At 48.7% G+C, this 14,313-nt stretch carries 14 protein-coding genes; 7 read left to right on the forward strand and 7 right to left on the reverse strand.

Annotated elements, in window-relative coordinates; genetic code table 11:
- The first annotated feature begins 33 nt into the window (after positions 1-33).
- The 3 genes from KY305_RS12165 (at position 34) to KY305_RS12175 (ending at position 6,054) form a co-directional block, all read left to right on the forward strand.
- Entirely contained in the window at positions 34-3,873 is a 3,840-nt protein-coding gene (locus KY305_RS12165) for a non-ribosomal peptide synthetase (RefSeq protein WP_223062749.1), read from the forward strand.
- Between the two features lie 18 nt (positions 3,874-3,891).
- Complete coding sequence (gene srfAD / locus KY305_RS12170; RefSeq protein WP_223062750.1) at positions 3,892-4,623, forward strand: surfactin biosynthesis thioesterase SrfAD; 732 nt, start codon at positions 3,892-3,894, stop codon at positions 4,621-4,623.
- 120 nt (positions 4,624-4,743) lie between these two features.
- Positions 4,744-6,054, forward strand: a complete 1,311-nt coding sequence (locus tag KY305_RS12175; RefSeq protein ID WP_223062751.1) for an aminotransferase class I/II-fold pyridoxal phosphate-dependent enzyme — start codon at positions 4,744-4,746, stop codon at positions 6,052-6,054.
- Between the two features lie 34 nt (positions 6,055-6,088).
- Here the strand turns inward: KY305_RS12175 and KY305_RS12180 are convergent, their stop codons facing one another.
- From KY305_RS12180 to KY305_RS12210, 7 genes are all read right to left on the reverse strand, one after another.
- Complete coding sequence (locus tag KY305_RS12180) at positions 6,089-6,628, reverse strand: YcxB family protein (RefSeq protein WP_223062752.1); 540 nt, start codon at positions 6,626-6,628, stop codon at positions 6,089-6,091.
- Positions 6,629-6,694: 66 nt separating this feature from the next.
- Positions 6,695-7,369 carry a 4'-phosphopantetheinyl transferase family protein gene (locus KY305_RS12185; protein ID WP_223062753.1) on the reverse strand — a complete coding sequence of 225 codons (675 nt, stop codon included), beginning with the start codon at positions 7,367-7,369 and terminating at the stop codon, positions 6,695-6,697.
- 102 nt (positions 7,370-7,471) lie between these two features.
- The gene (locus KY305_RS12190) at positions 7,472-8,101 is read right to left on the reverse strand and encodes a YczE/YyaS/YitT family protein (protein ID WP_223062754.1); all 630 of its coding nucleotides are present in this window, start codon (positions 8,099-8,101) and stop codon (positions 7,472-7,474) included.
- 98 nt (positions 8,102-8,199) lie between these two features.
- Positions 8,200-8,943, reverse strand: coding sequence for an amino acid ABC transporter ATP-binding protein (locus KY305_RS12195; RefSeq protein WP_214801870.1), 744 nt, complete (start codon positions 8,941-8,943; stop codon positions 8,200-8,202).
- 12 nt (positions 8,944-8,955) lie between these two features.
- Positions 8,956-9,660, reverse strand: coding sequence for an amino acid ABC transporter permease (locus KY305_RS12200; protein WP_061522842.1), 705 nt, complete (start codon positions 9,658-9,660; stop codon positions 8,956-8,958).
- Entirely contained in the window at positions 9,647-10,444 is a 798-nt protein-coding gene (gene tcyA / locus KY305_RS12205) for a cystine ABC transporter substrate-binding lipoprotein TcyA (RefSeq protein WP_223062755.1), read from the reverse strand. The genes KY305_RS12200 and tcyA overlap by 14 nt, the downstream gene beginning before the upstream one ends.
- A gap of 128 nt (positions 10,445-10,572) precedes the next feature.
- On the reverse strand, positions 10,573-11,445 hold the full coding sequence (locus KY305_RS12210) for a transcriptional regulator BsdA (protein ID WP_223062756.1): 873 nt from the start codon (positions 11,443-11,445) through the stop codon (positions 10,573-10,575).
- 91 nt (positions 11,446-11,536) lie between these two features.
- On the opposite strand from KY305_RS12210, the gene KY305_RS12215 reads away from it, so the two are divergent.
- From KY305_RS12215 to KY305_RS12230, 4 genes are read left to right on the forward strand one after another with little or no spacing between them, the layout of a single operon-like run.
- Positions 11,537-12,151 (forward strand): non-oxidative hydroxyarylic acid decarboxylases subunit B, encoded by a 615-nt coding sequence (locus tag KY305_RS12215; protein WP_223062757.1) that lies wholly within the window; start codon positions 11,537-11,539, stop codon positions 12,149-12,151.
- Positions 12,152-12,153: 2 nt separating this feature from the next.
- Positions 12,154-13,575 carry a phenolic acid decarboxylase BsdC gene (gene bsdC / locus KY305_RS12220; RefSeq protein ID WP_223062758.1) on the forward strand — a complete coding sequence of 474 codons (1,422 nt, stop codon included), beginning with the start codon at positions 12,154-12,156 and terminating at the stop codon, positions 13,573-13,575.
- 16 nt (positions 13,576-13,591) lie between these two features.
- Positions 13,592-13,825, forward strand: coding sequence for a non-oxidative hydroxyarylic acid decarboxylases subunit D (locus KY305_RS12225; RefSeq protein WP_223062759.1), 234 nt, complete (start codon positions 13,592-13,594; stop codon positions 13,823-13,825).
- Positions 13,822-14,280, forward strand: coding sequence for a pyridoxamine 5'-phosphate oxidase family protein (locus KY305_RS12230; RefSeq protein ID WP_223062760.1), 459 nt, complete (start codon positions 13,822-13,824; stop codon positions 14,278-14,280). Before KY305_RS12225 ends, KY305_RS12230 begins: the two co-directional genes overlap by 4 nt.
- The last annotated feature ends 33 nt before the right edge of the window (positions 14,281-14,313 follow it).

Below are 14,313 nucleotides of genomic sequence, written 5' to 3' on the forward strand. Positions count from 1 at the left end.
GAAAACAGATAACAGAAGGGGGGAGCGGAGCATATGAGCCAATTTAGCAAAGATCAAGTCCAGGACATGTATTACCTGTCGCCGATGCAGGAGGGGATGCTGTTTCATACTCTCCTGAATCCCGGCCAAAGCTTTTACATTGAACAAATGACGATGAAAGTAAAAGGTGATTTTTCTGTCAGACAGCTTGAAGAAAGCATGAATGTCATCGTGGACCGGTACGATATCTTTCGTACCGTGTTCATCCATGAAAAAGTCAAACGGCCGGTTCAAGTCGTTCTGAAGAAAAGAACCTTCCGCATTGATGAAATCGATCTGACGCATCTGTCTGAAAGCGAACAGGCTTCCGCCATCAATGACTACAAAGAGAAAGATAAGGTGAAAGGGTTTCAGCTCACCCGTGACATCCCAATGCGTGCCGCTGTTTTTAAAAAGGCGGAAAAACGCTACGAATGGATATGGAGCTATCATCACATTTTGCTGGACGGCTGGTGCTTCGGCGTCGTCGTTCAAGAGTTGTTTCACGTATACAATGCTCTGCGGGAGAATAAGCCGTACAGCTTAAAGCCAGTAAAGCCGTATAAAGAATATATTCAATGGCTGGAAAAACAGGACAAACAAGCGTCGCTCAGTTATTGGGGCGATTACTTGGCGGGTTTTGAGGGGCAAACGACATTCGCCGAGCAAAGAAACAAGAAGAAAGCCCCCTATCAGCCGAAGGAGCTGCTTTTCTCCCTGCCCGAAGCAGAAACAAAAGCGTTTGCGGAGCTGGCAAAATCACAGCATACGACTCTCAGCACGGCGCTCCAAGCCGTCTGGAGCCTTTTATTAAGCCGCTATCAGCGCTCAGATGATTTGATTTTCGGAACGGTCGTTTCAGGCCGGCCGGCGGATATTAAAGGCGTCGAGCATATGGTCGGACTGTTTATCAATGTGGTGCCAAAGCGGGTCAAGCTTGCTGAAAACACGACGTTCAAAGACTTGTTAAGCGAGCTTCAGGAACAGTCGTTAGCGTCAGAGCCGCATCAGTATGTGCCGCTCTACGACATACAAAGCCAGGCTGCGCAGCAGAAGCTCATTGACCATATCATCGTGTTTGAAAACTATCCGCTTCAGGATGCTGAAAGCAAAGAGGGACAGCAAAACGGTTTCGAAATGGAGGATGTCCACGTATTTGAAAAATCGAATTACGATCTCAATGTGATGGCATCGCCGGGTGAACAATTGCTGATTAAGCTCGCTTATAACGAAAGTGTTTTTGAGGAGGCTTTTATCGGAAGGCTGAAATCGCAATTGCTGACGGTAATTGCCCATATCGTGCAGCATCCGGATGCGCCTCTTCACACAGTGAACATCATTGATGAAGCGGAGCGGGAACGCCTCGTGGCAGAATTAAATCCTTCACGGCTGTCAGCCGAGGCTGAAAAGCTGACGGAATGGTTCCGGCAAGCCGCTGAATCAAATCCGGATGCGCCGGCTGTGACCGCGGGCGAATCGACGCTGACCTATCGGGAATTACAGGCGGAATCAAACCGCATCGCGCACCGTTTAAGGTATCAAGGAATCGGAAAAGGATCAGTAGCCGCTCTGTTTACAAAACGTTCTCCTGAGCTGGCCGCCGGGATTCTCGGCATTTTAAAAACGGGAGCGGCGTACCTGCCGATTGACCCGGAATACCCGGAAGACCGGATCGCGTACATGCTCGAAGACAGCAAAGCCGGATGCCTCGTGACTCACAAGGCGCTGTACGCGGAAGCCAAGCAGCTGCCGTATTCGGGGAGCCTGCTCTGTATTGACGATGAAAGCCGTCTGGACGCGCCTTCGGATGAACCGGAAGCAGCAGGCGGGGCGGACGATCCGGCCTATATCATGTACACGTCAGGGACAACGGGCAAACCGAAAGGCAATATCACTACACATGCCAATATTCAACGAATCGCAAAGAAGACAAACTATGTCGCTATAACGGAAAGGGATACGGTGCTGTCCCTTTCGAATTACGCTTTTGACGGGTTTACCTTCGATTTTTACGCTTCGCTTTTGAACGGCGCAAGGCTCGTCATTGCTGACAAAGAGACGATTTTGAATACAGAAAAGCTGACGGAGCTGATCAGGCGGGAAGGCATTACCGTCATGTTTGTCACAACAGCCCTGTTTAATGTGCTGACAGACGCGGGAGACGAGTGGATGAAAGGGCTTCGGCACGTATTATTCGGCGGGGAGCGCGCATCCGCAGCGCATGTCAGAAAAGCCCTGCGCAAAATGGGCCCCGGCAAGCTGATTCACGTTTACGGCCCGACCGAAGTGACGGTGTTTGCGACGGCGCATACAATCAATGCTATCCCTGACTCCATGTCCGCCATCCCGATCGGCAAGCCATTGAATGAGACGGGTGCCTATATTTTGACTGAAACCGGGCAGCTTCAGCCGTTTGGTGCGGTTGGTGAATTAGTCTTGACCGGAATGGGCGTGTCAAACGGCTATCTCAACCGTGAAGAGCTGACGAAGCAAAAATTCATTCAGAATCCGTTCAAAGCCGGAGAGCGTTTGTACCGCACAGGCGACTTGGCGCGCTGGCTGCCGGACGGAACGATTGAATTTGCGGGCCGTATTGACGACCAAGTCAAAATCCGCGGCCACCGCATTGAACTTGAAGAAATTGAAAAGCAGATTCAGGAGTACAAAGGTGTCAAAGAAGCCGTTGTTGTCGTGGATCGCAGCGAAACGGGTGATGCTTCTATTTCGGCATACCTCGTATGCGATCACGAGATTGAGACAACCGGGCTTGAAGCCTTTTTGAACAAACAGCTTCCGGCTTACATGGTGCCGCAATCGTTCACCTGTCTTGAGCAGCTGCCGCTCACACCAAACGGCAAGGTGAACAAGCGACTCCTTCCGAAAGCAGAACCGAAACAGCGGGCCGGCCAGGAATGGACAGGGCCGCGAAACGAGACGGAAGAAACGGTATCCCGTATTTGGGCAGACGTTCTCGGCACATCGAAAATCGGGATTCATGACGATTTCTTTGCGCTCGGAGGCCATTCATTAAAAGCAATGACAGCCGCATCCCGTATAAAAAAAGAGCTCGGAGCCGACATTCCGGTGAAGCTTCTATTTGAAGCGCCGACGATAGCTGGCATTGCTGACTATCTGCTCAACGGCGAAGAAAAGGGCATGAAGGACGTCACGGTGATGAACAAAAATCAGTCTGACACACTGTTTGCTTTTCCGCCGGTGCTGGGATACGGGCTTATGTACCAGCCGCTGGCAAAGCAGCTGCCCGGCTATAGAATATGCGCGTTTGATTTTATTGAAGAAGACGGCCGAATAGAACGCTATGCCGAGCTGATCAATCAGCTTCAGCCGAAAGGCCCTGTTACGCTGTTAGGCTACTCGGCAGGCTGCACGCTCGCCTTTGAAACAGCCAAACAGCTTGAAGCAGAAGGGCGTGACGTGGCCCGGGTGATCATGATTGATTCCTATAAAAAACAAGGAATCAGCGATCTCGAAGGACGTACAGTGGAAAGTGATGCTGAAGAATTGATGAAGGTGAACAGAGACAATGAAGCTTTGAATAACGAAGCCGTTAAAGAAGGCCTCGAACGGAAAACAAAAGCTTTTTATTCATATTTCGTGCATGCCGTCAGCAGCGGCCGGGTGCGTGCGGATATTGATCTCTTAACATCAGAACCGGACTTTGCCATGCCGCCGTGGCTGGCTTCGTGGGAAGACGCCACAGCAGGTGAATATTGTGTGAAAAAAGGCTATGGCACTCACGCAGAAATGCTTCAGGGAGAAAATCTCGAAAGGAATGCGGCACGATTGCTCGAATTCCTTAAGAAAGAAAATCTGAAGCTGTCAACTTCACGCTAGAAAAGGAGGAAGCCGCCAGTGGTCCAGCTCTTTAAATCGTTCGATACGACAGAAAAAACGCAGCTCATCTGTTTTCCGTTCGCAGGAGGCTATTCCGCCTCATTCCGCCCGCTCCACGCCTACCTTCAGGGAGAGTGTGAGATGCTTGCCGCGGAACCGCCGGGACACGGAACAAATCAAATGTCCGCCGTTGAGGATTTCGAACAGCTTGTAAACATGTACAAGCAGGAATTGAATCTCCGCCCCGACCGCCCGTTTGTGCTGTTCGGGCACAGCATGGGCGGCATGGTTGCCTTCAGGCTGGCACAAAAATTGGAGCGGGAGGGCATTTATCCGCAGGCCGTAATTATCTCAGCCATCCAGCCGCCGCATATTGAAAGGAAAAAGGTATCCCATCTTGATGATGAAAAATTTCTTGACCATATTATCGAGCTTGGCGGTATGCCGCAGGAGTTAGTAGAAAACAAGGAGGTCATGTCCTTTTTCCTCCCTTCCTTCAGGTCCGATTACCGGGCGCTTGAAAGGTTCCGGCCGTCTGACGGAACAAAAATCCAATCGCCCGTCCATATCTTTAACGGACGGAAAGATCATAAATGCATCAGAGACGCGGAAGGATGGAAGCAATGGACGGCATCTCCCGTATTCCATGAGTTCTCCGACGGCCATATGTTTATCCTATCTGAGACCGAAAAAGTGGCGGAGCGCATTTATGAAATTATCAATAAAAGCACCGCCGGTCAGTTGTTATAACATTTGACAGACAGCATTCGCTGTCTGTTTTTTTGTAACAAGATCTTCCTGAGAGTTTTCTCATTTATCAAAAATTTTATGTTATGATTTGAAGGAATATAAACGAAGGGATTGTCGTACATGAATGATGCAGCCAAAGAGCTGAACCGAACATTAGCTGAAGAAAACCCTCACGTGCTTCATTTGCTTTCTGATTTAGGAAAAGAATTATTTTATCCGAAGGGGGTGCTGACGCAGTCAGCGGAGGCGAAAGCCAAGGCGGGCAAGTATAATGCCACGATCGGGATCGCCACTTTACACGGTGAGTCGATGCACTTTAACCATATTCAAGAGACGCTGTCGGCCTATCACCCTGACGATTTATACGATTATGCGCCTCCGGCGGGCAAAGAGCCGCTCAGACAGGAATGGCTGAAAAAAATGCGCAGCGAAAATCCTTCGTTAGCCGGGAAGAACATCAGCACGCCGATTGTGACAAACGCTTTGACCCATGGGCTGAGCATTGCAGCCGACTTATTCGTCAATGAAGGAGATACGCTGCTTCTGCCTGATAAGTATTGGGGAAATTACAACTTTATTTTCGGCGTCAGACGGAAGGCATCCATCCAGACGTATCCGCTTTTTAATCAAGAAGGGCGTTTTAATGCGGCGGGTCTGTCCGAGCTGTTGGGCAAGCAGGAAGAAAAGGCGATTGTGGTGTTGAATTTCCCGAATAATCCGACAGGCTATACGCCGGGGGAAGAGGAAGCTGCCGAAATCGTCAGTGTCATTCTGGACGCGGCGGAGTCCGGCAAAGAGATTGTCGTGCTTGTGGATGATGCGTATTATAATCTGTTTTATGATGAAACCGCAATCCAGGAATCTATCTTCAGCAAGCTCGCTCAAGTGCACGACCGGGTGCTTTGCGTGAAAATAGACGGCGCGACAAAGGAAAATTACGCGTGGGGCTTCCGTGTCGGATTTATTACCTACAGCGCAGGAAGCCCGAAAGCGCTGCAAGTGCTGGAGGAAAAAACAAAAGGCATTATCAGGGGAACGATTTCAAGCGCTCCGCACCCGTCCCAGACATTTATGCTGAGAGCGATGCAGTCACCGGATTATGAGAAAGAAAGACTGCTGAAATATGACATTATGAAAAAGCGGGCTGATAAGGTGAAGGCCGTGCTGTCAGAAAACAAGCATTATGAAGCTGTGTGGACGCCTTATCCGTTTAACTCCGGCTATTTCATGTGCGTGCGGCTGAAAGGCATAAACGCCAACGACCTGCGGGTTTCGTTACTTGAACATCGCGGTATTGGGACGATTTCAATCAATGAAACGGATTTGCGAATCGCGTTTTCCTGCGTAGAGGCAGAACATATCGCCGATCTGTTTGAAGAGATTTATCAAGAAGCAAAGCAGCTCCAGTCGGCTGCGAAGATATTGGGCTGATCAAAAGGAGGGGGGGCACCCTCCTTTTTGTCTTTTATTCTGTTACATTTACTTTCCCACTCACATTCTCCCGGAGCATTTGCCTGAAAACGGCGATATCTTTTTGTGAATAGAAAAGTCGTTTCGGCAGCAGAAGTGTTCCGTAACCCGATGTTTGTAATCGAAACATATCTTTGTGCTCCCTAGCCGAGAGCAATTCATCCCATTCAAAAAGAATGCTTGCATTTTTTTGTTTTTGGCTGATTCCGAGCTGATTAATCGTGATACTTCTGGCAGATTTCAGCCGCTGATTCGTTTTGTATGTTCTGTAAAGACGGAAGAATGAGATTGCCGTTGCGATCACCGTGACTGCCAAAGAGAGAATCACAGCTGCAAGGAAATTCAGGAGAGCTCTGACGCCCCATGTGCCGCCTGTAACCGGGCCGTTCATTTCAAAACAGATGGCAGAAGCCAGCAGCATAATCAAAAAACAGACAGCCGCGGATTTTCCTTGATGATAAGCAAAGTGTTTTCTTACATCGGCAAATGTTAAGCAGCCCGCGAGATAGACATTTTCATTTCGTGTGTTGATCATATTCCGTCTTCGTTTCCTTTGCTTTTACGCCGTTCCGCCCGCGGCATCAAAATGCTGACGGATTGCTTATAACAGCTCTTCATACGTCTTCATCTCAATCCCCTCACAAAAATCAGGCTGTGCCGCGCAAACGGCCATCTTGTAGCCGGCATCCACATCATATGTGCGGATGAAACACGGTTCGTGTCCATCGGGAAGTTCAATTGACACCTGTCCGTCCTCTTGCAGGCGGACGCTGAACGAATCGAGCGGCAGAGAAAGCCCTTTGCCGGCTTGTTTGATAAAGCTTTCTTTCATCGACCACAGGTGATAAAAATAATCGGTCTGCTCATCAGGATGTTTGGCTTGCAGGTCATTGTATTCTGTTTGTGAAAAAAACCGTTTGGCGATATCAATCGTGCCGGGCTTCAATTTCTCTATATCAATGCCGATCGGTGCTGAATCAACGGCACATACGATCCAGCGCCCGGAGTGGGAGATGTTAAAGTGAACGGCCGGAAGCGAAGGGATGTACGGCTTTCCGTACTCTTGGACGCTGAATGTGACAGCGGCCGGATCAAGTCCGTTTTCATGACCGATGACGGTGCGGACGAGCACGTCGCCGATCAAGGTGCGGTGGGCATCCTCTTCATGGTAAAAACGGCGGCATTTTTCCCGTTTTTCAGCGGATACAACCGACATCATCCGTTCCGACTCCTCAGCTGAAAGCGGCCGATCCATATATACTCCGTAAATCTTCATGTCCAACATCCTCCGTCTGCAAATATTGTCAAAACCATCCTATCATATCAGGCGCACGCTGTCCGACAATAAAAAAAACAAAACCTTTAAACGGCTTTGTTTTTAATGAACGGACGGAGCACGCCCTGAGATCGCATATGTTAAAAGCTTTGCGGACTGCGGCAAAGAAAAACGCAGAATCAGTCCCGTCAAAATGGCTGTAATGATGGTGCCGATGCCGATCGGCCCGCCCATTGCCCACGCCGCGCCGAGAATCGTCAGCTCGATGCCGTTGCGCACCCATTGCACATTCCAGCCCGTTTTCTCTGAAATCAGCATCATCAGTGAATCCCGGGGTCCCGCGCCGAGTCCGGCCGATACGTAAATACCGACGCCGCAGCCAATCATAAACAAGCCGAGCGAAAAGAACACAGCCGATGCAACAAAAGCGCCCGACTCAGGAAGCAGAAAGGAAAAGAAATCAATAAACATCCCCAGCAGCACCATATTCAAAATGGCGCCGAGCTTCGGAAGCGTCTTTGTAAATAAACAAGTCAACGCGACAATGGCCGCCCCGACGACGATAGACCATTGCCCGACGGAAAGCCCGAAATGCTGAAACAGCCCGTAATGAAAAGCATCCCAGGGACTGATGCCGAGAGCTTTTCCTTTGATGGTCAGAGATACCCCGAAAGACAAAATGAACAAACCCGCAAAATAAAACGTCCATCGCAAAACAAGTTCCCGCTTCAAAGAGGTCCCTTCTTTCATAAAAATCATTAATTGTCATTGTAGCATATCTGACAAAAAAAAGAAGAAGCGAAATCGTGTTTCACTTCTTCTTCGGCACCCTACAAAGGATTCAATATACGATTCAAAAACCGTTTTGTGCGTTCTTCTTTCGGCGCGGAAAAAATTTGGCTCGGCGGCCCTTGTTCCACAATGACGCCGCCGTCAATGAAGACGACTTCATCGGCCACTTCCTGCGCAAATTTGATTTCATGTGTGACGACAACCATCGTCCAGCCTTCATTCGCCAAATCCTTAATGACTTTCAGCACCTCGCCGACAAGCTCGGGATCAAGCGCTGACGTCGGTTCGTCAAACAGCATCAGCTCAGGCTGAATCGCAAGTGCGCGGGCAATCCCGACGCGCTGCTGCTGACCGCCGGAAAGCTGGAATGGGTACAAATCCATTTTGTCTTTCAGGCCGACCTTTTCAAGGAGCTGAATCGCTTCTTTTCTGACTTGCTCCTTGTCGCGTTTTTGCACTTGAACGGGGCCTTCCATGACATTTTCAAGCGCCGTGCGGTGAGGAAACAGATGATACGCCTGAAAGACCATGCCTGATTTACGGCGGAGCCGAAGGATATCAGACTGCTTCGCTTTTTTAGAGAAATCTATTGAAAAATCGGGAAACGAAAGCTCGCCGGCGTTCGGGATTTCAAGCGCGTTCAGACAGCGCAGAAGCGTCGTTTTGCCTGAGCCGGACGGTCCCAGAACGGCAATGACTTTCCCTTTTTCTATCTCCATATCTATCTTTTTTAAAATTTCATTCTGACCGAATGATTTATTTAACCCTTTAACAGAGAGCATACCGAAACCTCCTTATTTGGCCACATAACGGTCAAGACGCCGTTCGATCACAAGCTGTACGAGGGACAGCAAGAAGCAGATGATCCAATAAATAAAGGCGGCTTCAATATAAATGACCAAAATCTGATCAAGATTTTGCGCGCCGATTTCCTGCGCTTTTCGAAACAGCTCGGCGACCAGAATCTGCGAAGCGAGAGATGTATCCTTGATCAGGCTGATAAATGTATTTGATAATGGCGGAATAGACACGCGAAACGCCTGCGGCAGAATCACGCGGAACAATGTCTTTTGATAGGTCATGCCAATGGTATAACCCGCTTCCCATTGCCCTTTCGGCACGGATGAAATAGATGCCCGTATGATTTCTGAAGCATATGCGCCTACGTTTAATGAGAAAGCGATGACTGCGCTTGGGAAAGGGTCCAGTGTAATATTAAAGGTCGGGAACAGATAAAAAATGATGAACAATTGAACGAGAAGAGGAGTGCCGCGCACAGCCGATACGTATACGCTGAACACCCATCTCAACGGTTTCATATTTGACATTCTGGCCAGCGCTGTGATGAGCGCGATGATCATTCCGAAAATAAAGGAAAGAATGGTAAGGGGAATCGAATAATAGATTCCCCCGGAAAGAATCGGCCAGAATGACTGCTGCACCAGATCCCAAGGAATGGCTGCTGCAATCACAGGTTCCGGCATGTTATTTAGAAACATCTTCGCCGAACCATTTTTTAGAGATTTTAGAAAGAGTCCCGTCCTCTTTCATTTCTTTTAATGCTTTGTTTACGTGCGTTACAAGCTCGCCGCTGCCTTTACGGAATGTAAAGTATGTGTGCTGCGGTTCACCCGCTTCAAACGCGATTTTGACATTTTTATTGCCTGACGTTTTTAAGTAATTCAACACGGCCAGCTTATCGTTATACGTTAAGTCAGCGCGTCCTTGCTGAATAAGCTGAAGGGCTTGAGCCATGCCTTCAACGCCTTCTACTTTTGCACCCGCTTTTTGGGCCAATTTGTTGTAGTTGCTTGTTAATGATTGAGCCGCAGTTTTGCCTTTGACATCGGCTTCTTTAGAAATATCACTGTCTTTTTTCGTCACGACAACCGCGTTAGACGTTGTATACATATCTGAAAAGTCATATTGATTCTCGCGGTCTGTTTTACCGACTTGGTTGGCCACGACGTCAAAACGTTTAGCGTTTAACCCGGCAAACATGCTGTCCCATTGTGTTTCTTTGAAGTCAGCTTTCAGACCTAGGCGTTTCGCGACTTCTTGAATCACTTCAACATCATATCCGGTCAGTTTGTCAGTTTTCTTATCATGGAAGGTAAACGGGTCATACGTTCCTTCTGTACCGACGGTCAGTACGCCTTTTTTCTTGACAGAAGCCCAAAGATCGCCGTCTTTTGACTTAGATCCGCTGTCCTGTGAGTTTCCGCAGGCTGCAAGCACCGCGATGCTGACCATCATGAATAAAGCGAGCAATGCTTTTTTCATCTTCTTTATTCCCCACTTTTCTGATTAGTTTTATTGAGAAAAAATAGCTCCCAATTGTAAAGGATAACTTTTTTTTAGTATGAGTCAAGTAATTGGTTTTCATGAGTATGAAAAAAGGGGCTCTTTTTTTAAAATAATTCCAAAAATTGTCTTGCCGGCTTCGGTAAATAGCTGTCCGTTCTCCAGATGACCGCCGGTGTCATGACAAACGGATTGTCCTCGATCGTTACCGTTTTAATATGCGCTCTCATATGGACGGGAATCATCGTCAAGGGCAGAATCGTGGCTCCGAACCCTTGTGACACGAGGCTGAGCAGTGTCGCTGAATCGTGGCATTCACAAACAACCTGAAGGTCAAGACCGACCTGTTCACAGACATGAAGAACTTGGTCATATACGCCTTTCCCATTTACCGTGCGCAAGAGGATAAGCGGCAATGAGGCGATGTCCTCCAGTTTGATCGTTTCTCCGCACTTGTATTTTGTTTGTTCCGAAAGCACCAACACACACGGAATATCTTCAAGTTCCTTCGATTCAATGCCGTCGCTTTTGATCAGGGTGGTGGTGACGGCGGCGTCAATCTGCCGGGATTCTAAAAGCTCCAGCAGCGAAACGGGTTCATCCTCCCAAATATTAAAGGTCAGATGCGGATACCGTTCCTTCATTTGGGTGACTTTGTCAAGCATAAGCGCGGCGCAATATATCGTTGATCCCACTGCAAGTGTGCCGGCCACTTCCTCCTTCAGCTCCTGTACCTCAATGATGGCGTCCTCAAACTTATGAAGGATCTCTTTCGCCCTTTTCAGAAAAACATTTCCTTCATATGTAAGAGTCATTTGTTTTTTCTTGTGGCGGTCAAATAGAATGACGCCCAACTCTTCTTCGAGCTGTTTCAGCTGTCTGCTCAGGGGCGGCTGTGCCATATGCAGTTTTTTGGCGGCTGACGTGATTTTTTGCTCTTGTGCGATGGTGACGAAGTAGCGCAATTGCCGGATATCCATGTGGAAACGCTCCTTTCTGATATACCTTATAGGTATGATATATAGATTTAACGAATATTTTTCATATGGATATATCAGGAGTATGATGGTTTTGAAGACATATTTCAAGCGTAAAGGAGGGGTCATCTTGAAGCTCGTCATAGGAATGACCGGAGCCACGGGGGCCATATTCGGGATCAGGCTTTTAGAATATTTGAAGGCCGCAGAAATTGAAACGCACCTTGTCGTATCTCCTTGGGCGAATGTCACCATTACACATGAAACCGATTATACATTAAAGGATGTCGAGAAACTGGCGGCATATACGTATTCCCACAAGGACCAGGCAGCGGCAATTTCAAGCGGGTCGTTTGAAACGGATGGAATGATTATCGCCCCGTGCAGCATGAAATCACTCGCAAGCATCCGCACCGGGATGGCGGACAATCTGCTGACAAGAGCGGCAGACGTCATGCTGAAAGAACGGAAGAAGCTTGTGCTCCTGACGAGAGAAACGCCGCTCAACCAAATCCATTTAGAAAATATGCTAGCGCTTACAAAAATGGACTCTGTCATTCTGCCGCCGATGCCTGCTTTTTATAATAAGCCGGCCGGATTAGATGAAATGATAGATCACATTGTGTTCAGAACGCTCGATCAGTTCGGCATTCGTCTGCCGGAAGCGAAGCGCTGGAACGGAATTGAAAAAGAAAAGGGAGGAAATTGATTATGGCCTATCAAGATTTTAGAGAATTTCTCGCGGCTCTTGAAAAAGAAGGACAGCTGTTAATAGTAAACGAAGAGGTAAAACCGGAGCCGGATTTAGGCGCGGCTGCGCGCGCGGCAAGCAACCTCGGCGATAAAAGCCCCGCGCTTTTGTTTAACAATATTTACGGCTGTCATGATGCGCAAATCGCTATGAATGTCATCGGTTCCTGGCCGAATCATGCGATGATGCTCGGGTTGCCGAAAGACACACCGGTAAAGGAGCAGTTCTTTGAGTTCGCTAAACGGTACGATACGTTCCCGATGCCCGTCAAACGGGAAGAAACGGCGCCGTTTCACGAAAATGAAATCACAGAAGACATCAACCTGTTTGACATTCTGCCTTTATTCAGAATCAACCAGGGAGACGGCGGCTATTATTTGGACAAAGCGTGTGTGATTTCCCGCGACCTCGAAGATCCGGGCAATTTCGGCAAGCAGAACGTCGGCATTTACAGAATGCAGGTGAAAGGAAAAGACCGCCTCGGCATTCAGCCGGTGCCGCAGCACGATATCGCGATTCATCTTCGCCAAGCTGAAGAACGCGGCGTCAATCTTCCTGTCACGATCGCGCTCGGCTGTGAGCCTGTCATTACGACGGCCGCATCAACACCGCTTTTATATGACCAATCCGAATACGAAATGGCCGGAGCGATCCAGGGGGAACCATACAGAATCGTGAAATCTAAGCTGTCTGATTTAGATATTCCGTGGGGCGCCGAAGTCGTTCTGGAAGGTGAAATCATTGCCGGAGAACGGGAGTATGAAGGTCCTTTCGGTGAATTCACAGGCCATTATTCAGGCGGACGAAGCATGCCGGTGATTAAAATTAAACGGGTGTACCACCGCAGCAATCCGATTTTTGAACATTTGTATTTAGGCATGCCTTGGACAGAGTGTGACTATATGATCGGCATTAATACGTGTGTGCCTCTTTACCAGCAGCTCAAAGAAGCCTATCCGAACGAAATTGTTGCCGTCAACGCGATGTACACGCACGGCTTAATTGCCATCGTATCGACGAAAACACGCTACGGCGGTTTCGCTAAAGCGGTCGGCATGCGCGCGCTGACGACGCCGCACGGGCTCGGCTATTGTAAAATGGTCATCATTGTCGACGAGGATGTGGATCCGTTCAACCTGCCGCAAGTCATGTGGGCGCTTTCTACAAAAATGCATCCGAAACACGATGCGGTCATCATTCCAGATTTATCCGTCCTGCCGCTTGACCCGGGCTCTGATCCGGCAGGAATGACGCATAAAATGATTCTTGACGCTACAACACCTGTCGCGCCGGAAACAAGAGGCCATTATTCACAGCCGCTTGATTCTCCGCTGACAACAAAAGAGTGGGAACAAAAACTAATGGACTTGATGAATAAATAAGAAAGGATGAACTGATATGAAAACGTGTCCGCGCTGTGAGTCAAAAAAAGGAGAAACCGTAAGCGCATCACCGGTAACAGGCGCATGGGAAGTATATCAATGCCAAACCTGTTTCTTTACATGGAGATCTTGCGAGCCGGAGAGCATTACAAATCCGGAACAATACAATCCTTCATTTAAAATCGATCCGAAGGAAACGGAGACAGCCACTCACGTTCCGGCTGTTCCAGAAAGAAAAACGCAGCGATGATTGAACATTTACCAGACACTCTCTATGCGCTTTTAGACGGGACGGAGCTTGAGAAGAAGCAGCATGAAGCATTTGTCCTGCAATCCGTCACGGAGGAGGGCAGGCCTCACGCCGCCATGATCAGCGCCGGCGAAATCATTGCCGTAAGCAGAACCGATATCCGTATCGCTTTATGGAAAAACACCACGACGGCAAGAAATCTGCTGCGCTCAGGACAAGCCCTTTTCACAGCTTGGCAGAACGGAGCGGCTTATTACGTCACACTGCAATGTGAGCCGCTCCCGGCACAAAAAGAGGCGAAATATGACAGAGAGCGATTTAGCTGCCGTGTCGTCTTTGTGAAAGAGGATAGGGCGAAATACGCGGACTTGACGTCCGGTCCGGCCATTCAGCTGCATGAGCCGGAGAGTGTGCTCGAAAGATGGAAAGAAACGCTGGAGGAATTGAAACAATAGAAGCAAAAAAAGAGCCTGCGGTATCCGCAGGCC

It is taken from the genome of Bacillus sp. YC2, from assembly GCF_019891195.1.
In the GTDB taxonomy this organism is placed as follows: Bacteria; Bacillota; Bacilli; order Bacillales; family Bacillaceae; genus Bacillus.

Coding starts and splice junctions, on each gene's coding strand:
- KY305_RS12200 (WP_061522842.1), bottom strand. CDS start 9,660: ATGTTTCTAAATAACATGCCGGAACCTGTGATTGCAGCAGCCATTCCT.
- KY305_RS12185 (WP_223062753.1), bottom strand. CDS start 7,369: ATGAAGATTTACGGAGTATATATGGATCGGCCGCTTTCAGCTGAGGAG.
- KY305_RS12165 (WP_223062749.1), top strand. CDS start 34: ATGAGCCAATTTAGCAAAGATCAAGTCCAGGACATGTATTACCTGTCG.
- KY305_RS12230 (WP_223062760.1), top strand. CDS start 13,822: ATGATTGAACATTTACCAGACACTCTCTATGCGCTTTTAGACGGGACG.
- bsdC (WP_223062758.1), top strand. CDS start 12,154: ATGGCCTATCAAGATTTTAGAGAATTTCTCGCGGCTCTTGAAAAAGAA.
- tcyA (WP_223062755.1), bottom strand. CDS start 10,444: ATGAAAAAAGCATTGCTCGCTTTATTCATGATGGTCAGCATCGCGGTG.
- KY305_RS12210 (WP_223062756.1), bottom strand. CDS start 11,445: ATGGATATCCGGCAATTGCGCTACTTCGTCACCATCGCACAAGAGCAA.
- KY305_RS12180 (WP_223062752.1), bottom strand. CDS start 6,628: ATGATCAACACACGAAATGAAAATGTCTATCTCGCGGGCTGCTTAACA.
- KY305_RS12225 (WP_223062759.1), top strand. CDS start 13,592: ATGAAAACGTGTCCGCGCTGTGAGTCAAAAAAAGGAGAAACCGTAAGC.
- KY305_RS12175 (WP_223062751.1), top strand. CDS start 4,744: ATGAATGATGCAGCCAAAGAGCTGAACCGAACATTAGCTGAAGAAAAC.
- KY305_RS12195 (WP_214801870.1), bottom strand. CDS start 8,943: ATGCTCTCTGTTAAAGGGTTAAATAAATCATTCGGTCAGAATGAAATT.